General features: G+C 40.2%; 12 protein-coding genes. 8 read left to right on the forward strand and 4 right to left on the reverse strand.

The window, feature by feature from the left end; translation table 11 throughout:
- The first annotated feature begins 21 nt into the window (after nt 1-21).
- The 4 genes from gltX to IMPJCBKJ_RS12840 all read left to right on the forward strand — a co-directional run bounded on the left by gltX (nt 22) and on the right by IMPJCBKJ_RS12840 (nt 10,155).
- A complete protein-coding gene (gltX, locus tag IMPJCBKJ_RS12825; protein WP_054551203.1) occupies nt 22-1,506 on the forward strand; it encodes a glutamate--tRNA ligase in 1,485 nt (494 codons plus the stop codon).
- A 221-nt stretch (nt 1,507-1,727) separates the two neighbouring features.
- On the forward strand, nt 1,728-3,254 hold the full coding sequence (locus IMPJCBKJ_RS12830; protein WP_166340629.1) for an arylsulfatase: 1,527 nt from the start codon (nt 1,728-1,730) through the stop codon (nt 3,252-3,254).
- Nucleotides 3,255-3,667: 413 nt separating this feature from the next.
- Entirely contained in the window at nt 3,668-8,995 is a 5,328-nt protein-coding gene (locus tag IMPJCBKJ_RS20840) for a S8 family serine peptidase (protein ID WP_166340630.1), read from the forward strand.
- A gap of 317 nt (nt 8,996-9,312) precedes the next feature.
- Complete coding sequence (locus tag IMPJCBKJ_RS12840) at nt 9,313-10,155, forward strand: MipA/OmpV family protein (RefSeq protein WP_138616352.1); 843 nt, start codon at nt 9,313-9,315, stop codon at nt 10,153-10,155.
- Here IMPJCBKJ_RS12840 and IMPJCBKJ_RS12845 read toward each other — a convergent pair.
- From IMPJCBKJ_RS12845 to IMPJCBKJ_RS12855, 3 genes are read right to left on the reverse strand one after another with little or no spacing between them, the layout of a single operon-like run.
- Nucleotides 10,139-11,329: an ATP-binding protein gene (locus tag IMPJCBKJ_RS12845; protein WP_138616350.1), complete on the reverse strand. Its 1,191-nt coding sequence runs from the start codon at nt 11,327-11,329 to the stop codon at nt 10,139-10,141. The genes IMPJCBKJ_RS12840 and IMPJCBKJ_RS12845 overlap by 17 nt on opposite strands.
- Nucleotides 11,326-12,018, reverse strand: coding sequence for a response regulator transcription factor (locus IMPJCBKJ_RS12850; RefSeq protein WP_082389161.1), 693 nt, complete (start codon nt 12,016-12,018; stop codon nt 11,326-11,328). Before IMPJCBKJ_RS12850 ends, IMPJCBKJ_RS12845 begins: the two co-directional genes overlap by 4 nt.
- Nucleotides 12,015-12,410: a DUF3019 domain-containing protein gene (locus tag IMPJCBKJ_RS12855; RefSeq protein WP_054551209.1), complete on the reverse strand. Its 396-nt coding sequence runs from the start codon at nt 12,408-12,410 to the stop codon at nt 12,015-12,017. The genes IMPJCBKJ_RS12850 and IMPJCBKJ_RS12855 overlap by 4 nt, the downstream gene beginning before the upstream one ends.
- Nucleotides 12,411-12,933: 523 nt before the next feature.
- Here IMPJCBKJ_RS12855 and IMPJCBKJ_RS12860 point away from each other — a divergent pair.
- The 3 genes from IMPJCBKJ_RS12860 (at nt 12,934) to IMPJCBKJ_RS12870 (ending at nt 15,982) form a co-directional block, all read left to right on the forward strand.
- Nucleotides 12,934-13,635, forward strand: a complete 702-nt coding sequence (locus IMPJCBKJ_RS12860) for a DUF3581 domain-containing protein (RefSeq protein ID WP_138599615.1) — start codon at nt 12,934-12,936, stop codon at nt 13,633-13,635.
- Between the two features lie 95 nt (nt 13,636-13,730).
- Nucleotides 13,731-14,972: a DEAD/DEAH box helicase gene (locus IMPJCBKJ_RS12865; RefSeq protein ID WP_166340631.1), complete on the forward strand. Its 1,242-nt coding sequence runs from the start codon at nt 13,731-13,733 to the stop codon at nt 14,970-14,972.
- Between the two features lie 41 nt (nt 14,973-15,013).
- Nucleotides 15,014-15,982: a sensor domain-containing diguanylate cyclase gene (locus IMPJCBKJ_RS12870; protein WP_138599617.1), complete on the forward strand. Its 969-nt coding sequence runs from the start codon at nt 15,014-15,016 to the stop codon at nt 15,980-15,982.
- On the opposite strand, the gene IMPJCBKJ_RS12875 is transcribed toward IMPJCBKJ_RS12870, so the two are convergent.
- Nucleotides 15,979-16,935: a hypothetical protein gene (locus IMPJCBKJ_RS12875; RefSeq protein WP_138599618.1), complete on the reverse strand. Its 957-nt coding sequence runs from the start codon at nt 16,933-16,935 to the stop codon at nt 15,979-15,981. The genes IMPJCBKJ_RS12870 and IMPJCBKJ_RS12875 overlap by 4 nt on opposite strands.
- 247 nt (nt 16,936-17,182) lie before the next feature.
- On the opposite strand from IMPJCBKJ_RS12875, the gene IMPJCBKJ_RS12880 reads away from it, so the two are divergent.
- Nucleotides 17,183-20,068 (forward strand): M16 family metallopeptidase, encoded by a 2,886-nt coding sequence (locus IMPJCBKJ_RS12880; RefSeq protein WP_166340632.1) that lies wholly within the window; start codon nt 17,183-17,185, stop codon nt 20,066-20,068.
- Nucleotides 20,069-20,102: the final 34 nt, after the last annotated feature.

Below are 20,102 nucleotides of genomic sequence, written 5' to 3' on the forward strand. Positions count from 1 at the left end.
TGTCTTTTGAGAGATATAACCATGACAATTCGCACCCGTGTTGCTCCGTCACCGACTGGCGACCCGCACCTAGGTACTGCATATATCGCATTATTTAACTACTGTTTTGCTAAGCAGCAAGGCGGTGAGTTTGTGTTACGTATTGAAGATACAGACCAAGTTCGTAGTACGCCAGAATCAGAGCAAGCTATTATGGATAGCTTACAATGGTTAGGCTTAAACTGGGATCACGGTCCAGATGTAGGCGGTGAGTTTGGCCCATACCGTCAATCTGAGCGTAGCGATTTATATAAAAAATTCGCGCATCAGTTAGTTGAACAGGGTAAAGCTTTTTACTGTTTTGCTACGAGCGAAGAACTAGACCAAATGCGTGAAGAGCAAATGGCCGAAGGTCTACGCCCTAAATACGATGGTCGTGGTTTAAATCTTTCTGAAGATGAAATTAAAGCAAACCTTGAAGCGGGTAAGCCTTACGTAATCCGTATGAAGATCCCAAGCGAAGGCACGTTTAAGTTTAACGACTACCTACGTGGCGAAATTGAGATCCCATGGGAAAATGTAGACATGCAAGTGCTACTTAAAGCAGATGGTTTCCCAACTTACTTCCTTGCCAACGTTGTTGATGATCATCACATGCAAATTAGCCACATTTTCCGTGGTGAAGAGTGGATCAATTCAGCGCCTAAGCTATTAAAATTATATGAAGACTTCGGTTGGGAAGCGCCAGTACTAGGTCACTTACCGTTACTGCGTAACCCAGATAAGTCAAAATTATCGAAGCGTAAAAACCCAACTTCAATCAACTACTATAAAGAAATGGGTTACCTTCCAGAGGCACTATTAAACTATTTAGGCCGTATGGGTTGGTCAATGCCAGACGAGCGTGAAAAGTTCACCTTAGCAGAGATGATTGAACACTTTGATATGAAACGAGTGTCGCTTGGCGGCCCAATTTTCGATATCGATAAGCTTAGTTGGTTAAACGGTATGTGGATCCGTGAAAACTTATCTGATGCAGAGCTAATGCAGCGTTTTGTTGATTGGAAATTTAATACCGAGCTATTCGCTAAAGTATTGCCAGAAGCTAAAACACGTATTAATACGCTTTCTGACATGGTTGACCTTGCGGGCCACTTTGTAGGTGGTATTCCAAGTTATGATCCTGCGCTATTAACAGCAGGTAAAGCTGATGAAGATGTAATCCGTCAAGCATTACAGTTCTTCATCTGGCAATTAGAAGGTTTACGTAGTTGGGAAAAACCAGCGATTTTTGCTATCGCAAAAGAAGTGGCGACTTTCCATGAGTTGAAGATTAAAGACTTCCTAGAGCCAATCTTTGTGGCTATCACAGGTAAGACATCTTCAACATCAGTACTTGATGCGATGGAAATTTTAGGCTCTGACTTATCGCGTGCTCGTTTACGTGTTGCTTTAGCACATCTTGGTGTGTCTAAAAAGCAAGCGAAAAAAATTGAGCGTGCATACCGCGATTATCCGCAAGCTTAATCATCCCTTAGTTTTATAAACCGAGCTTTATGCTCGGTTTTTTTATATTTAAATCAAAGTTACCCCATATTTAACTTGTAAATAGGGACTGCTCTAATAGTATTAAACATGCACAATTTATCACTTGTATGAATATCTTAAGAAAGCAGTATAAGGTGACTGCAAGCGAGGGATTTTTGAAGCTAAGGCAAATGCTTTAGTCAGTTTTCAAGGAGAAAGTGATGTTTAAATACATACTGGCCTGTGTGGCCATTTTAGGCTTAAGTTTACCAAGTGTCGCTGCAGAAAAACCCAATGTACTTGTTATTTGGGGCGATGATGTTGGTATGTGGAATATTAGTGCTTACCATCGAGGTATGATGGGAGGCAGTACACCGAACATTGATAGCATTGCGAATGATGGCATGATATTTATGGATCATTACGCACAGGCCTCGTGCACTGCTGGCCGCGCTGCATTTATTACTGGTCAGTATCCTATGCGTACAGGTCTCAGTACAGTAGGTCTTCCTGGCGCACCACAAGGTTTGCAAGAGAAAGATCCAACCTTAGCAACCATGCTCAAATCAAAAGGTTACGTTACAGGCCAATTCGGTAAAAATCACTTAGGTGATCGTGATGAACACTTACCTACAAATCATGGCTTTGATGAATTTTTTGGTATCTTATATCACCTCAATGCAGGTGAGTATCCAGAGCAGCAAGATTATCCTCAAGACACTAAAACGCAAGAAAAGTTAGGCTTAAAAATGCGTGGAGTCATTCATTCAAAAGCGCTTGGAAATGGCAAACAAGAGATTAAAGATCTTGGCCCATTTGGGAAAGAGCGTCAGCGTAATTTAGACCAAGAAGTACTTGTAGAGTCAAAACGCTTTATTCGTGATGCAGTAAAACAGAATAAACCTTTCTTCGTGTGGCATAACACAACTCGAATGCATTACCAAACTAACCTTAATAAAGCTTATGACGGTAAAACTGGCTTTGGTTTATATGCTGATGGTATGACCGAAATGGATGATGATGTAGGTGAGTTACTTAACTTACTTGATGAACTTAAAGTCGCTGATAACACAATAGTGATGTTTTCTACCGACAACGGTGCCGCATCAAACTCATGGCCAGATGGTGGTAATCAGCCATTTCATGGTGAAAAAGGCGTTGGTGGCTGGGAAGGTGGCTTCAGAGTACCTATGGTTGTTAAATGGCCGGACCATATTCCTAAAGGTGTGAGCACAGGTGAGTTCATGACAATGGAAGATTGGATGCCAACGATTATGTCGTGGGTTGGCGATAAAGATTTAAAAGCTAATTTATTAAAAGGTACCAAAATCAATGGTCAAAAGTATAAGGTTCATTTAGATGGTTTCGATCAAAGTGATATCTTACTGAACAATGGTAAAACAAAGCGTAAAGAGTTCTATTACTTCACCGAAACTACCTTTCATGGAATGCGTTACGGTGACTGGAAGTTAATCTTTACAGAACAAAATCATTGGTTTAGGTCTACACAGCAAGCTCTTACTTCACCTTACATTATTAACTTAAAAATGGATCCATTTGAGCGTTTCATTGATGCTAGGGGTTATGATGAGTGGGCTGAAAACCGTAGTTGGATTTTAGGCCCTGCAGGTAATCAAATTTCAGAGTTTGTAAAAACCTTTAAGGCATTTCCGCCTAGTCAAGAGAGTATGTCAGTACAAGTGGGTAGTGTTGCTGAAATGATTTCTCAGCAAGCGTTAAACCGCTAAAAACGATAGGCTTTACCAGAACACAATGTTGCAAAATGACAGTTTTGCTCATCGCTGGTAAAGCCTTTACTGCTTCGAATTTGAAAACCATGAGCCAGCTCAAGTAATAGTTGCATAAGAATTATGCAATTTACCACTGCATAATCATAATTAATTGATTAATAAATAAATTTTATCTTCATTTCTTACCTAAATAAAATATGCTACTTCTATTTTGTACTCAGAGATATTGTATATAGAAACGCTATATTAGCCCACCTTTGGTAACTTTAATGTTAACAGTGTGTACAAAACGCTACACGAATGTACGTCATTTTTGATTCTCCCTGTGGTTATATTGTTACTACAAGCGTTGAAATGGAAATTCAAAAAGCTTGAATAACTATTCAAACTAACTATCCAGGGGATACTTTATGAAAGTCAAAACACTTTCGATCGCTGTTGCTGCAGCTCTCTATAGTGCTAGTGCTGCACATGCAGTCGGTGTTGAGAACAATCAAGTTAAGCACCAATTAAAAGCACCAAATATTACATTTGAAGAAGTGAAAGCATTTTCCAAAGAGTTCGAGCAAGGTAACTCTTCAAGCATGCTACAAAACGATGGTTTAAATGTTCAATTAAATAGCCAAGCAAGCAAATTTAAAGAAGAAGGTCTGGGTGGCGAACATATTTATATTATTCGTTTACGTGATAACTCTGTTGCTCTTGAAGCTAGAGACTTAACTTCGTCTTTATCAAAATCTATGCAAGCTCAAGGTATTACCAAAGTTTTTGAAAAAGGTCAGGCTGCAATTTCAGCCGTTACAGAATATCAAAACAAGCTTTATTCGAAACAACGTGCTGTTATGCAAAACGTAACGGCAGTTACAGGGCGTACAGAGATGCGCCGTCAATTCACTAAAGCGCTAAATGGTTTCTCTGTAAAAATGACAGAGCAAGAGGCATTACAGGTCGCTTCGCTTGGCTCTGTTGTATCAGTAATGCGTTCTAAAAATTATGATTTACTTTCAGATGAAGGCCCTAAGCACATCGGTGCTGATCAAATTTGGGATGGAACAAGTGTTCCAAGTGGGATCAAGGGCAAAGGTGAAGGCCAAATCATAGGTATTATTGATACAGGTATTAACTCAGATCACCCGTCATTTGCAGCTGTGGGTGCTGATGGTTATGAGCATGAAAACCCATTTGGTGCGGGCGTTTATGTTGGTGACTGTGTTGAAGAGCCAGAAGAGATTCAATGTAATAACAAACTAATTGGTGTACGTTCTTACGATGTGATCACAGATGCGTTTGATGCCATGATCCCAGGCTGGCCAGCGATTGGTGAAGATTATCAAGGTCATGGTTCGCATGTTGCGTCAACTGCGGCAGGTAACGTAGTCAAAGACGTTCCATATATGCTACCTAGTTTTGGTGAAAATACTGATGGCAATATCTTGAAAGAGGGTTTATTCCCTGAAATCTCAGGTGTTGCACCGCATGCAAATATTATTTCTTATCAAGTATGTTACCCATCAAGTGAAGAATATGCAGGTTGTCCTGGTGAAGCGTTAGTTGCTGGTATTGAAGATGCAATTTCTGATGGGGTTGATGTAATCAACTTCTCAATTGGTGGAGCCGATTCAAACGTTTGGGCCGATCCAGTACAACTTGCATTCTTAGCAGCGCGTGAAGCGGGCATCAACGTTGCCGCGGCAGCAGGTAACAGCGGTCAGGGGTGTGGCGCAGCTGAATGTTTTGGCTATTTAGATAACTCGTCGCCGTGGCTTGCGCAAGTTGCAGCAACAACACATGGTCGTACTGTTGTCGTTGAAACTGCTGTTGAATATGCGGGCTTTGCTGATGAAACGATGGGTTCTGAAGTACCAAGTTGGTCAGATATGGGGTTAGTTGGCGGTGCCATTAATAGCGAAGAAATTACCGGCGTTGTTGTCTGGGCTAAAGACTATGAAGACGTCAATGGCTTTAAAGACTCTGATGGATACTGTACTGCCGATTATCCTGAAAATACGTTTAATTTCTACAAAGATGGGACAGAAATAGCTGGTGCGGCTGATGGCAGCACGAATGTTATTGTAATCTGTCAACGTCACTCAGCTACAGATACAGCTGCCAATGCCCGTACCGCAAAAGTAGATCATGTAAAAGCCGGTGGCGCTGATGGTTTCATTATGTTCAACCGTGACAGTGATCAAGCTACAGTACCTGAGGCTTACTCATTACCAGGCGTTCATTTTACCTATGATCAATGGAATGGTGTGTGGCCCGATGACGGTTTAGAAGATTGGGTTGATAGCACATCAGAGAAAGGTCATATGATCACTATTAAGCCAACAGTGATTGAGCGCCGTGTTGATGCTGAAGATGCTGATTGGTTAGCAACCTTCTCATCGCGTGGTCCATCTTATTCGAATGTTGAAGTACTAGCTCCAACACTTGCAGCTCCTGGTGTTGATATTTATGCGGCATACTCTGATGAGCATCCTTTTGTGGCACCACATGGTCAAGATTATGCAGCGATTAGCGGCACGTCTATGGCATCACCTCATGTTGCCGGTGCAATGGCATTACTGCGTCAGATTCATCCTGAGTGGAGTGCGGCCGAGATTCAATCTGCACTATCAATGACTGCCGAAAACGTAGTTAAGTACCATCGTTTAAACAGTGAAAATGATGTTGTTGCTGATGCTAAAATTTACCGTGCTGGTGCAGGTCGAATCAATGTTGCATTAGCAGCTGAAGCAGGTTTTGTTATGGACGAAACAGCCGACAACTTCTTAGCGGCTGATCCATATAATGGCGGTACACCTCACAAACTTAACTTACCAAATTTGGTTAACTTTTCTTGTGCACCAGAGTGTCAATGGGTTCGAACTATCAAAGCAACAGAAGATGGAACCTGGACTGTAAGCCATGAAGATGTTGAAAACTGGGCATTTGATGTTAATTCACAAACCGCTCAAAATGGTGTGAATATTGATATCTTCCCGAAAACTTTCACACTGAAAAAAGGTGAAACGCAAACAATCATTGTTAAAGCATCAATCATGGATACCCAAGATTGGTTTAGTAACTCAGAAGTTGAGCTTCATACCAACCTTGTGTTCCAAGCTGAAGAAGCTGGTATCCCAGATGCACATTGGCCAGTAGCGTTTAAATATGACCGCGGTAATTTACCATCTTCATTAGAAACAACTGCTCATTCAAATGTAGGCACTTATGTTGCTAAAGGTATTGTATTACCGAGTGTTGAAGCACCTGTTGCACGCGCATATGAGCCGGTTAAAGCAGATATCACTACAGTAACTTTGCCAAAAGATGATGAGCGTACTTTCCCGTGGGCTATGAATCGAACAGAAGAAGTTGATGCTAGTGATATTCTAGATGAAGCAACATTTACTAAGTTTGTTACTGTGCCTGCGAACGCAAAACGTTTTATTGCTGAAAGCGTAGGTGTTGAATCCGAGTTAGAAGGTACTTTAAAAGTCGGTAATGCTATCGTCTATGTAGGTAAAGATTATAACGGTGATGGTATTGTTCAGCCGCAAGACGAGATCTTATGTGTATCTAACCATATCATTTACAATAACTTCTGTAATATTAACAACCCAGAAGAAGGTGAATACTGGGTTGTAATTTACAACTCAAATGAATCATCGGTTGGTGCGTTAGAAGAAACCTTTAAACTTGCCACAGCCGTTGTGTCTGACCAAGAGGCGTCAGGAATGACAGCCAGCCTTCCTAGCAGTGATGGCCAAAACACTGTTGAAATGACTGTTAATTGGGATATGGAATTTGATTCAGACAGCGTTTACTACTCTTTGCTTGATGTGGGCACATCGGCCGTAAATCATGGCAACCTAGGCTCTATTCCATTTAAGCTTAACCGTGGCAATGATGTTGCTCACCTTGATGCGCCATATACAGGTGCAAAAGTGGGCGATATGGTGCCTTACACATTTGAAGTATTAGCGAATAACTCAGGTATAGATCGTGAGTTCTCACTAGAACTTGATATTCCTGCTGGTCTTGATATCAAAGCAGAAAATGTAATGGTTTCAACAGCATCTGAAATCAACGTTGAAATTGCTGACGGTAAAGTGATTGTAACGGGCACACAAGCGGATACCCGAGATGTAGAGCCAGATTACATCGTCACTGATAACATCACTGATGAAATGTGTCGTACACCTGATTTTGGTAACTCAAACCCAGGCGGTTATGTCGACTTATCTGAGTTTGGCATTATGCCTATGCTTTCAGGCTTCGATGAAAGTAATCTATATAATTCACGAAGTGGTTATTCGTTACCAATAGCAAGCTTTTACAATGGTGCATTTGACACATTCAGTCTGTATAACAATGCTGATAATACAAATATCCAAAACTCGATAATTCAAATTCGTGGTATGGGGACAGTGAATACAGGCGGTAGTCGTTACTTCTTCCCAGTGCATAATCCGTTTCCTTATGAAACATTCCCTTATGAGAATATGGGTCCATTATGGCGTGGTTGGGAGTTTGCAGAGAGCGGCTTATTACGTTCAGTAATGTCAGTGGGTTTATCGTCTAACGAAGGGATCTCACTTGCAAGTACAACAACAGGTTGGGGTATTATTGAGTGGGATAACGCGTCAGATTACGACAACCCTGTTTATGATCGTGAAACGGGTCAATACACTTACACTAAACGTGATAACTCATTTGACTTCCAAGTGCTGTTTAATGCCAATACGCGCTTTGGTAAAGGCGAGCATGAAATTTACTATGCATACGATAATTTAGATTTTGGTACTACTCGTCCTGCTGGAAGTATCGGTTTACAAGGTTTCCGCGGTGCACAATATCAATACGGTCCTCTTGAAAGCTATCGCGGTATTCAGATTGCTTATAACAACTTAGATGAAGTAATCAGCGATGGATACGTAGTATGTATGGACTATGTTGGTCCAGAGTCATCACAATTTGAAGTCACCGCATGGGCCGAAGTTATGCCAACCGCTACAGGTCAAACACTTGAAGTTGCGGCTAAAGCAGCAATCTCGGGTCTGAATGACATGACTTCAACTGCAACACTGGCGATCCCTGGTAACATCACAGTGATTGCACTTGATGATATGGTGACAACTGAGGAAACACCGATTAGCTTCGACGTTCATCACATTGATGAAAAGAACTCGAAGAATGAAATCTCGGTAATTTCTGATGATGTAAGCTACGAAGTTGATGGCGATACAGTAACTATTACACCAAATGAAAACTTCTCTGGTGAGACAGAAGTAACTGTAAAGGTGTCTGATATTGAATACCCATCAGACGCAGCAAGCACAACCTTTATGTTAACAGTCGAGGCAGTAAACGACGCACCTGTTGTGGTTGTTGAAGCAAGTTCTCAGCAAGTCACTGAAGGCAGCGTTATTACCCTAGATGCCTCAGCATCTCATGATTTAGATAACGATGAGTTAACTTTCTCATGGCAAGGCCCAGGTACTATCGCAAGTCCAACATCAGCAATCACTGAAGTATCAGGTCTAACGGCTGGTGAGCATCAGTTTACCGTATTGGTAAGTGATGGAATAGAAGCGATGGAACTAGGAGTTGCTGTGACAGTAACGGCTGAAGAAACAACGGTCGTTCCTGAAGAAGCGCAATCAAGCTCTGGCTCAAGCGGCTCTTTAGCATGGATAACAGTGTTATTAGCTGGTTTTGCCGGTCTTCGTCGCCGTATGAAACGAGACTAAACACTCCCTAAGTGTGTTATGTAGCAAAGGGCCTTCGGGCCCTTTTTTTGTCATTGAGTAAATTAAATAATGGAATTTAATAACTAAAACTGAAAACCTATGTAGCAAAATGTACAAGCTATTTAATATTTCTTTCAGTATGTTAGTTTGACGATAGTAGATAAAATAAGTCATTTTACTGCGTTGTGTGGCAAAAAAATTATACAAAAATGTATGCAAACGCTATGATCGCCCCAGCACAGAAAGGGCTAAAAGAGTTTTAGTTTATTAAGTTAGTATAGTAGTCGTTTATTTCGGCATTAAGGTGAGTTACGTTAATGAAAAGGTTGTTTGGTTCAATGTGTTGCTTAGCTGCATCAACTGCATTTGCGCAGGATGATGTTAAGCAGCCGCAATTGATTAAAAAGTCTACTTTTCATGCAAGCGTTACGCTAGGCTACGGTGGTATTGAGAACCCAGTACTTGATGCCGATGATGTTATTTCGCCAATTCTGCCAAGCTTGGCTTATTATGGTGATAGCTGGTATTTCGATGATTTTTCTATTGGTTACAGCTTATTTGAATCTGAGAAATTTTATATTGATTTACTGGGGCGCTTTAATGATGATGGCTTTTTCTTTGAGTTAGATGGGGTAGATAAACTCTACGCGACAGGTGTGGTACGTTCTAGTTCAGGTCGACCTACAATTCCAAGTGCTTCACCAATTAACTTAACACCGATAGAGCGTAACCTTTCTTATATGGCTGGCTTTTCATCAGCTTTAAATGTTTATGACGACATTTGGTTGAGTGCGGCATACGTGCACGATATAACCAATGTTCATAATGGCTATGAAATCTTATTCAATGGCTACCAAGCATTTACACTGTTTTCCGGTATTGCTGGCATTGAGGCTGGTATAAACTACAAAAATGAAGAGTTAATTGACTATTACTACACGGTTAGCCCCACTGAGAGCAAAACTCGCTTATTAAGTTATAATTTAGAAAGTGCCACCAATTACTATTTAAAAGTAAGCTACGAGTATCCGATCAGTGATAATTTTAGTGTTGATTTCAAACTAAAGCACACTTGGCTTGATAGCAATTTAGCTAACTCACATATGATTAATAAAAATGGCTATTTCTCAGGTTTTACTGGCATTACATACCATTTTTAGGCCAGCTGATTGAAATTTGAGCACCGCCCGTTTCGAGGTTATTGGCTAAACCAATTTTACCGCCATGCCAGCTAGCAATACGATGCACGATATAAAGTCCTAATCCATAACCACTCGCCAATTTATCTCCTTCACCTTGTTTGAATGGTTCAATTAACGCATCAGCATTTATAGGCAACCCTGGTCCATCATCTGTGACGCTTATCAAGTAATTACCTGCTTTCTCTTCAGTGCTTATATAAATAGTGTGTTTTGCGTATTTTGTGGCGTTGATCAGTAAGTTTTGTACCGCGATTGCCATAAAGCTTGTTTCGCAAAAAGCAGCGTCAACCCCAAGAGTTGGAATAAATTTGAGTTCTTTGTATAAATCAAATTTAGCTATTTCCGTGTTGATCAGTTTAGTTAAGTTAACTTTCTCCTGATTAAACACACTTTGTTGATGCTCTAAACGAGCAAACGATAAATATTGTTCTAAGCGCAATTCAATCTCATCTATATCACGCTCTATTTGGCTACTTTCTAACGAATCTAGTTCTGCGATTGATAACGCAAATCGCATACGCGAGAGTGGGGTACGAATTTCATGAGAAATAATGCGGGATAAATCGCTATGAAGCTGCACAAATTTGTTGATACGCTCTGACATATCAGTAAAGGTGTTTGCAAGCGGTGCAATGGATGAATTTGGCTTTATATCGAGCTCTATTCGTTGCGGTTTTTTGCTGAAGCGGTAGGCTGCACGTTGCAATAAGCTCAAATCACGAAACACTGGGCGTATAAACAATAAAATCATCACACCAAGCAAAAAATAAAAGGCGAAAAAAGCAAACCAGTCAGTTTTTGCGTGTGAAATCAGGTTAATGGGGCCAACTTTTTGAATGCTACCATTACTGCCCTTGAGATATATAAATTGCTGATTATGCTCAGTGACACTGATAATACCGTCTTGATTAAACGTGTCGAGCAAAGAATCAGGCAATGCAATTTCACTTATGCTTAGGCTACTGATCCGCGAGTCTTTTTGCTCTGCTATTTGCGTAAGTTCAGCAACACTAATTTGTATACTCGGCACATGCTTAGAAAAAAACTCATTATAAAGCTGACCAAACGCAAGAACTAAAGCAATTAAGCTTACTGTGATAATCAGGTAAAGCTTAAAAAATTGCTGCTTCATAGTTTTGAAATATCCAAACTGTAGCCTTTGCCTCGCACCGATTTAATATCCAACGAATTTTTGTGGCTGCTTATCGTATCTTTGAGTTTTTTACGTAATCGGCTCACTTTTAAATCTATAGCGCGGTCTAGTCCGTCATACTCACGGCCAATGACATGTTTAAACAGCACTTCGCGAGAGACTGGCTGCGGCATATTCTTCGCTAGATAGGCGATAATATCAAATTCACTCTCATTTAGGTTCAGAGCAGTATTATGAAAGTAGATATCACGCTTTTTACTGTCTATGCGTAAACAGTCGCTGTGATCTGAAAAGTTATCTTGGTTTACAGTGTGGGCGATGATTGTTTTAATTTTCGCTAATAATAGCTCAGGTTTAATGGGCTTTATTAAGTAGTCGTAAGCACCTAAGTTTAGGCCTTTAATTTGTGATTGCACTGAGTCTAAAGCTGTTAAAAAAATAACAGGACAGGTGTATTTTTCTTTTAGTTGTGAAATTAATTCAAAACCATTGCCATCAGGTAACATCACATCACAGATAATCAATGAGGGAATAAAGGTAATTTCACTACTACGGTAATCTTCAGCTGTATTAAATACATCAATGGTATAGCCGTGTTTTAATAAAAATGTTTGAATTAAATTGGCTAGTTTCACATCATCTTCAATTAAAAAAATATGCTGCATCATAAACTCCAGCCAAAGCGCCGCTTTATACGGTAATCTTTGGCTTCATAGCTAACTATTGAGAGACGCTGCTGTTTAACAACGTTGCTGCTCAAAGGGTTAATTAACTTAACGGTAAGAGGGTATTCTGTTTTGATTAAAAACTGTTTGGCTATTAATCCTGTTTGCGTGTAGCACTGAGTGTAATGAGGGCGTTGGGTTACTTCTAAACAAAGTTCTTCATAAGGAGCAACTCGAAAATGAACTTGCACATTAAACTCGCAGGCTTTTTGTTTTGCTTCTGTCACACAGACTGTTGGTGAAACTTTAAAAAAGACCTGTTCAGCTTTATCTTCAGCTTGAGAGTAGCAGCAAAAACAAAAAAGCAGAGCCGCCCAGCTTAATCGGTTTATCATTTAACCAAGTCCCTGAGCGATTGGTCGTCTAAATTTCAAAGCAATATTTACCATTAAAAACAGATGAAACCATTCAAAATCATAGTGAGTATTCATTTATTTACCGCTTATTATCATTATTATTTATGCAGTCTATATGAGTTATTTCATGATAAAAAAGCGCGCTTATCATACCTCATTTATTTCATTAGCTACAAATTGCCTTACATTAAAGCTTGTGTTTCAGAGTTTTTTGTAGTGCCTCGTTCAGATCTTTATTAGCTTGTTGTTTTAAAAGATAAAGTGAATTTATATTTGTTTTTATGTAATAATTTTTCACTATATAAATGCGCTATTAGTTTTTACTATTCACGCTTATTTGTTAATTGTTTCGTACAAATTGATACAATTTGGTGCGCGCTCTGAAAGTAATTAGTCTTTCACAAAGTTAATATAGAAAATGATACTCAACAGATTCGACCTCTGTGTGCTTTTTTTTCTGATAGTATAGATAGGTTATAAGTAGTTTAAGCAGTGAACAAATATGTTAAGTCCTTATTATCAGCAGCATGCTGATTACGTTTCTATCTCACGCGAGCAAGGCTGTCGCTTTGCTAAGTTAGTGGCGGATGATTTCAATCCGTTACACGATAAAGATGCTAAAAAGTTTTGTGTGCCGGGCGATTTACTTTTTTCGCTGGTTTTAAACCGCTATGGTATTAGTGAAAAAATGGAGTTCACTTTTGCCGGTATGGTTGATGAAAATTCAAAGCTGACTTTTCCTGAAGGTGCTGATGAGTTTGCTATCACCGATGGCGAAAAAGTGATGCTAAAAGTAAAGCGTGAAGGGGCTGTTAGCCAATGTCCTGAGTTAACAAATAGCTTAATAAAAAACTATGTTGAGTTTTCTGGTACTACCTTCCCACATGTCATCATTCCATTAATGGGCAAGCAAGATGTGATGATCAACCCAGCCCGCCCAATGGTGATTTACGAATCAATGTTGATTAACCTTGACCGCCTTGATATCAGTGCACCTGAATTAGAGTTTGCTGAGCCTGATTTTGAGTTTACTGGCAAACGCGGAAAAATTACGCTTCGCTTCAACCTGTTAGAAAATGGCGAAAAAGTAGGGGCGGGTGAAAAGCACATGCTTGTATCTGGCATTCGTGATTATTGCCAAACAACGGTTGATGACCTAATTAGTTTTTATAATCACCGTAAAGAGTCACTTAAACCGGCGTAATCTTTACAATTACGACAAAGGGCGCTTATTGCGCCTTTTTTGTTGCTGATGTTCCGCGTACAATAGCGTTTTTATAGCTAAATATACTTCAGACTATGTCAGTAGCGACCTTTTCAGAGTTAAATCTTGCACCTGCATTGCTAACAGCCTTGCAAGAAGAGAATTATCACACACCCACAGCAATTCAAGCGCAAACCATCCCACTTATTTTAGCGGGTGCAGATGTAATGGGCAGCGCACAAACTGGTACGGGTAAAACTGCTGCCTTTGTTTTACCACTACTGCACAATTTGTTATCTGCTGAAGTACTCCCTGATGCTGTTAAAGTCCTAATTTTAACGCCAACCCGAGAGCTCGCACAGCAAGTCTTTGCAAGTGTAGAGCGTTATGCTGCGCATACTGAAATAAAAGCGGCATTGGCTTATGGCGGCGCTAGTATTGGGCCACAAATTAAAGCCATAAAAGGGGCGCAGGTTGTTGTTGCAACTCCGGGGCGTTTACTTGATCATCTGATCAAAGGCAGTATTAAACTTTCTAGAATAAATGCCTTGGTATTTGATGAAGCTGATCGCATGCTTGATATGGGGTTTATTGACGAGATAAAACGTATCTTGCGTCATGTGCCGAAAGAACGCCAAACCTTACTTTTTTCAGCCACATTTGATGACAGTATCTTTAAGCTTAGTAAGCAGTTACTAGATGATCCTAAACTAGTTGAAGTGAATAAACGCAACTCGGCAGCGGTTGAAGTTGAGCAGCTAGTTTATGCGGTTGATGAAGACCGTAAACGTGAGCTGGTGTCACACATGATTGGCATGAAAAATTGGCAGCAAGTACTGATATTTACCCGAACTAAACAAACTGCTGATGTGCTTGCTAAAGAAATGTCTAAAGATGGCTTAAAAACCGAATCAATTCATGGTGATAAAAGCCAAGGGGCGCGAGATAAAGCATTACAAAACTTTAAATCTGGTGTAACTCGGGTATTAGTCGCGACTGATGTGGCCGCTCGCGGCCTTGATATTGCCTCTTTAAAATATGTCATTAACTATGAGCTACCTTATGTGGCTGAAGATTATGTGCATCGAATAGGTCGTACAGGTCGTGCAGGCGAAAAAGGGTTAGCGTTGTCGCTAGTTAGCATTGATGAACAATGGTTATTAGATGAAATAGACATTTTACTGGGCACCAGACTTACTCCTCAGTGGTTACCGGGGTATGAGCCAGATTTAACGAAAGAGCCTAAAAATATAAGAAAAAACACTAATAAAGCTCGTCGCTCGCGAGATAAAAAGCGTATTTTGGGTCAAAAAAGTATGAGACACCGTAAAAAGTGACGTATATTTATACTATCCACTGACTAAAATAAGTGTGTAGTATGTTAGAAGTTAATAAATGGTCATTTTGTCAGCCTGACAACCAGTTTTCTTTGCAAAAATGGCAAAAAACAGTCGATTTAATGACCGAGTTATTCTCAGCGCCTGCAGGCTTTATTGTTCATAAGACAGATGAAGCATACCGCATAATTGTTTCTAGCGAACAACGAGAAAACCCTTACCATGCTGGAATCGAGTTAGCCATTGACGACAATATCTTTTGCAAAAAGGTATTAAAAGATATGGCTCCTTTATACATTCCACAAGTTAGTCTAGATAATCAATGGGATGATTGTCCACTTACTGTCGATGGCGTTGAATCCTATTTAGGTGTGCCTATAACTTGGCCGAGCGGGGAACCGTTTGGTACTTTTTGTGTAATGGATTTTAAGAAAACTGATTATCAGCATAGTCTTTTAGAACTCATCGAACAGCTTAGGGATATGGTGGAAGATGATTTAGCTCTACTTGATAATTTCACCCAAATGCGTGAAATTGCGATGCTAGACCCCCTCACAAATATTTATAATCGCCGCGCACTCAATTTACTTTGTCAACATAAATTAAATCTTGCCGCCCGGTTGGGCTTTAATATCTGTTGTTTGTTTATCGATATAGATAACTTTAAACCACTCAATGATAAGCATGGTCACGAAGTAGGAGATAAAGCACTGATATGTCTGGCTGATACATTGAAGCAATATCTCCGAGAGGCTGATATTATTGGCCGCTTAGGAGGAGATGAATTTATTGCGGTTCTGCAAGTGAAAAGTAACGACTGTATCGAAGCGATTAGCTACAAACTTAATGAAGCGTTTAAAGAAAACCTTAAACATATGGCAATACCTGAACTTAATTTGAGTATAGGTTCAGGTATTGTAGCTCAACCTAAAGAAACATTTGCTGAGCTATTAAAGCGGGCTGATGAAGATATGTATGAGAAAAAGCAAGCCTCTAAACTTGCCCGCTAAGCTATTTGCTTTTCAGCTAGGTTTAATTCCATGGTTGCTTTAAGTAGACGGTAAAGGTTAATTGACGCATCAATTTCTTCTTTACGGTTAGTTAAGCTCTCAATATTTAAACCTAGCGGTACATCTAAATGCGCACAGCTTTGTAAAATTAAATCGAGATTCTCACGGCAAATACGCACTGATTCACTCAATGTATTTGCAGAATCTAACATGCGGTACTTAGTTGCTTCTGGTACTGAAATACCTAGCCACTCCATAAACTCTAAGGTTTTTTCACCACCACATGGGGTAAACGTTAGAATAATGCGTTTTGGTGCTGTGCCTTGTGCTTTACAGCTACGTGCATAGCTGGTGATCAAATCAATCGTCGCTTGCGCATTATAAACCGCTTGCGAGATGAAAAACTTACAACCTTGTGCTGTTTTTTCAACTAAGCGCTCATGTTCATTGCGTTTGCTAGCGTGACGTTCGGCAATGGTAACGCCACCTAAAAACACATCACTGCTTTGCTTTGCAAGCGTTTTATATGCATCAGGAAGGCTTAGTTTGATATCGCCATGAGATGATGGACTACCCACTAACACTAAGTTTTTTAATTCGAAGTCGTTACGTGTTTCGTTTAGCCATTCGGTAAACTCAGCTTCACCTCGTTGCGCTACGCTTTTGTATGTGATCACATCTAGTTGTGACAAGCTGCGCAGTAATTGACTGTATTCACGTGGATCCACTGTTTCTTTAAATGGGAAAGGACGAGGCTTTGCAATGCGGCTACTTTCATCTTGAATGTCGTAAATAATCACGCCATCGTATTCAATTTCGTGTAAACGACCAAGTAGCTTTTGGGCAATGGTTTCAAGCTGTGCTTTATCAGTCCCTGACTTTGGAGGTGTGGTACCGATCAGGTAGACGCCTTGGTTGGTGTCTTCAATTTTCTCTTGTAATGATAAAGCCATAATCCTCATTCCAGCTCGTGCTAATGTTTATGACAAATAATATAGCAGCCACTTAGACGTCTAGATAGATTTTTTTCATGAAAGTTTTTCAATGACTATGAATTTTACTCAAGTTTAAAGCTGAGCGTTTAGTTAAATTGACACACCTGTTTACATAAATTATTGCGCTGACCCTCATATTTTCTGGCGCTTTGATGCATAATCAAGCAGCAATGATTATGAGAAAAATAACTAACAAGGGAACATTATGAAATTTAGATTATTAGCAACCAGTGTTGCTGTAACACTGGCGCTGAGTGGCTGCGCAAGTAACTCACATTCAACTATGGTTAAAGAAGTCGAAATTGAGCAGCGAGTCAGCCAAGGTGATAACCGTGTATTTAGCCAAGATTACCTATTAGAAGAGCTTGAGAATGGCCTTCGCGTGATGGTCGTTAAAACGGATTACCCAGATGTTGTGTCACTGCAAATTCCGGTATCGGTTGGTTCACGTAATGAAGTTGAAGCAGGTAAAACCGGTTTTGCCCACTTCTTTGAGCATATGATGTTTAAAGGCTCTGAAAAATTCCCGCAAGATGTGTATTCAGATATTTTAAAGAACTCGGGTGTTGATAATCGCGCGTATACGACCAACGATTACACGAACTATCACTTAAACTTCTCAAAAGAGCACTTAGATAAAGTACTTGAAATCGAAGCTGATATTTTCCAAAACCTGACATACAGCGAAGAGCAGTTCCGCACCGAAGCGCTGACTGTAAAAGGTGAGTATTTAAAGAATAATGCTAGCCCAATTCGTAAGTTACTTTCTGCAGTTCGTAACGAAGCATTCGAAAAGCATACGTATAAGCACACTACAATGGGCTTTTTCGAAGACATTGAAGCAATGCCTGATCAAATGGCGTACGGTAAAGAGTTTTTCGCTAAATTTTATAAACCAGAATATGTATCTTTAGTCATTGTTGGTGATGTTGATCCACAAGAAACCATGGCGATGGTGAAAAAGCATTGGGGTAACTGGAAAAAAGGCGATTACCAAGCAGACATTCCTGTTGAGCCAAAGCAAAAAACAGCAAAATATGTACATGAGAAAAATGATGGTTTACCAGGCCACTGGTTGCTTGTGTCATACAAAGGCACGGCATGGGATCCTACTCAAAAGGACCGTGCCGCTCTTGATTTGATCTCACAGCTGTATTTCTCTAATAATTCGGCACTTTATCAAGAACTTGTTGTTGATAAACAAATTGCCAGCCAAATGTTTACCTATAACCCAGATACTAAAGATCCAGGTTTATTACATGTTTTTGTAAAAGTAGAGAACGAAGCGGACCTTGCTAAAGCCCGTGATGCGATTAACCGTACCTATGCACAAGCGCGTACTGAGTTAGTAGATGCGCAAAAGTTAGCTGATTTAAAATCAAACCTAAAATATAGCTTTATTAATGGTCTTGATTCATCGCAGTCAATCGCTTCAACACTTGCAAGCTACATGCACTTTGAGCGCGACCCTGAAGTGATTAACCAACTTTATGCCACGGCTGATAGCATCACGCCAGAAGATATCAAAGCGGTAGCAAACAAGTACTTTGTTGATTCAAGCCGTACCACGGTGACAATGTCGGCGCTTGATAAAGTAGCGGGTTTTGAGCAAGAGGTTGATTTAAATGCCTTGGTTGCCAGTATTGAGAAAGCCCCAACAGAGCGCCACTTTAAAGTACTTGATAAAACAAATAGCTCACCATTGGTTGATGTGAACTGGTTATTCAATACCGGTGCAGCGGCTGATCCCCAAGGCAAAAAAGGCTTAGCGGCATTAACAGCTGCAATGCTAGCGCAAGGTGGCTCAGAAACGATGAGCTACAAAGATATTCAAAAAGCGTTATACCCACTAGCGGGAAGCTTTGGCTATCAAATCGATAAAGAGATGATTTCTTTACGTGGTCGTGTACATAAAGATAATGCTGCGCAGTGGTATGCACTTGTTAGCGATCAGATGCTAAACCCTGGCTTCAGAGAAGATGATTTTAAACGCCTGAAAAAAGAGCTTATTGATAGCATTAAAGCAGGCCTTAAAGCATCAAATGACGAAGAGCTAGGTAAAGAAGTGCTTTATCATCAACTTTATAAAGGCCACCCGTATGAAAGCTATAACTATGGTGATTTATCAGACCTTGAAGCACTGACGCTTGACGATGTAAAAGCATTTTATGCTAATCAGTTTACCCAATCTAAGTTAACAGTGGGTCTAATTGGTGCTATTCCGAGTGATGTTAAATCGACTATGCTGAAAGATTTAACATCGCTTCCACAAGGTAAAGAAAGCCGCTTAACGATCCCTGATGCGCCAGAACTTAAAGGTCATCATGCAACGATTGTTGAAAAATCAGCGCAATCTACCGCTGTGTCATTTGGTTTCCCAATCGATACAATTCGTAGCAGTGATGACTGGACCGCACTTTGGTTAGTGCGCTCTTACTTTGGTGAACACCGCAGCTCAAACAGCTTCTTGTATCAGCGCATTCGTCAAACCCGTGGTATGAACTATGGTGACTATGCATACATTGAGTACTTCCCACGTGGTATGTTCCAAACTAAACCTGATGCTAACTTAGGTCGTTCAGAGCAAATTTTCCAAGTGTGGTTGCGTCCGCTTCGTTCTAATAACGATGCGCACTTTGCAACACGTACGGCATTATTTGAACTTGATAAGCTAATTAAAAGTGGCATCAGCAAAGAAGATTTTGAAGCGACTCGTAACTTCTTAATTAACTTTGTGCCACAAATGGTTGCAAGCCAAGACCGCCAATTAGGCTATGCCCTTGATAGTGAGTTCTATAACACAGAGAGCTTTGTTGACTATGTGCGTGGCAAGCTTGAAAAGCTAACCCTTGATGATGTTAACCGTGTTATTCGCGATAACCTGCAAACAGAGAATATCCACTATGTGTTTATTACTGGTGATGGCAAAGACATGCAAAAACGCTTAGCTTCAGAGCAAACATCACCAATGGTGTATAACGCTGAAAAACCAGCAGAACTTGTTGCTGAAGATAAAGTAATTGCAGACTATAAGCTCGCAATACCAGCAAAAAATATTAAAGTACTTGATGTCGAAAAAGTATTTCAGTAATAACTGGATAAACAAGCTCTAATCAATGCCCCTA

Source organism: Pseudoalteromonas sp. MB47, assembly GCF_011319765.1.
In the GTDB taxonomy this organism is placed as follows: domain Bacteria; phylum Pseudomonadota; class Gammaproteobacteria; order Enterobacterales; family Alteromonadaceae; genus Pseudoalteromonas; species Pseudoalteromonas simplex.

Coding starts and splice junctions, on each gene's coding strand:
- IMPJCBKJ_RS12880 (WP_166340632.1), top strand. CDS start 17,183: ATGAAATTTAGATTATTAGCAACCAGTGTTGCTGTAACACTGGCGCTG.
- IMPJCBKJ_RS12875 (WP_138599618.1), bottom strand. CDS start 16,935: ATGGCTTTATCATTACAAGAGAAAATTGAAGACACCAACCAAGGCGTC.
- IMPJCBKJ_RS12870 (WP_138599617.1), top strand. CDS start 15,014: ATGTTAGAAGTTAATAAATGGTCATTTTGTCAGCCTGACAACCAGTTT.
- IMPJCBKJ_RS12830 (WP_166340629.1), top strand. CDS start 1,728: ATGTTTAAATACATACTGGCCTGTGTGGCCATTTTAGGCTTAAGTTTA.
- IMPJCBKJ_RS12845 (WP_138616350.1), bottom strand. CDS start 11,329: ATGAAGCAGCAATTTTTTAAGCTTTACCTGATTATCACAGTAAGCTTA.
- IMPJCBKJ_RS12855 (WP_054551209.1), bottom strand. CDS start 12,410: ATGATAAACCGATTAAGCTGGGCGGCTCTGCTTTTTTGTTTTTGCTGC.
- IMPJCBKJ_RS12840 (WP_138616352.1), top strand. CDS start 9,313: ATGAAAAGGTTGTTTGGTTCAATGTGTTGCTTAGCTGCATCAACTGCA.
- IMPJCBKJ_RS12865 (WP_166340631.1), top strand. CDS start 13,731: ATGTCAGTAGCGACCTTTTCAGAGTTAAATCTTGCACCTGCATTGCTA.
- gltX (WP_054551203.1), top strand. CDS start 22: ATGACAATTCGCACCCGTGTTGCTCCGTCACCGACTGGCGACCCGCAC.
- IMPJCBKJ_RS12850 (WP_082389161.1), bottom strand. CDS start 12,018: ATGATGCAGCATATTTTTTTAATTGAAGATGATGTGAAACTAGCCAAT.
- IMPJCBKJ_RS12860 (WP_138599615.1), top strand. CDS start 12,934: ATGTTAAGTCCTTATTATCAGCAGCATGCTGATTACGTTTCTATCTCA.
- IMPJCBKJ_RS20840 (WP_166340630.1), top strand. CDS start 3,668: ATGAAAGTCAAAACACTTTCGATCGCTGTTGCTGCAGCTCTCTATAGT.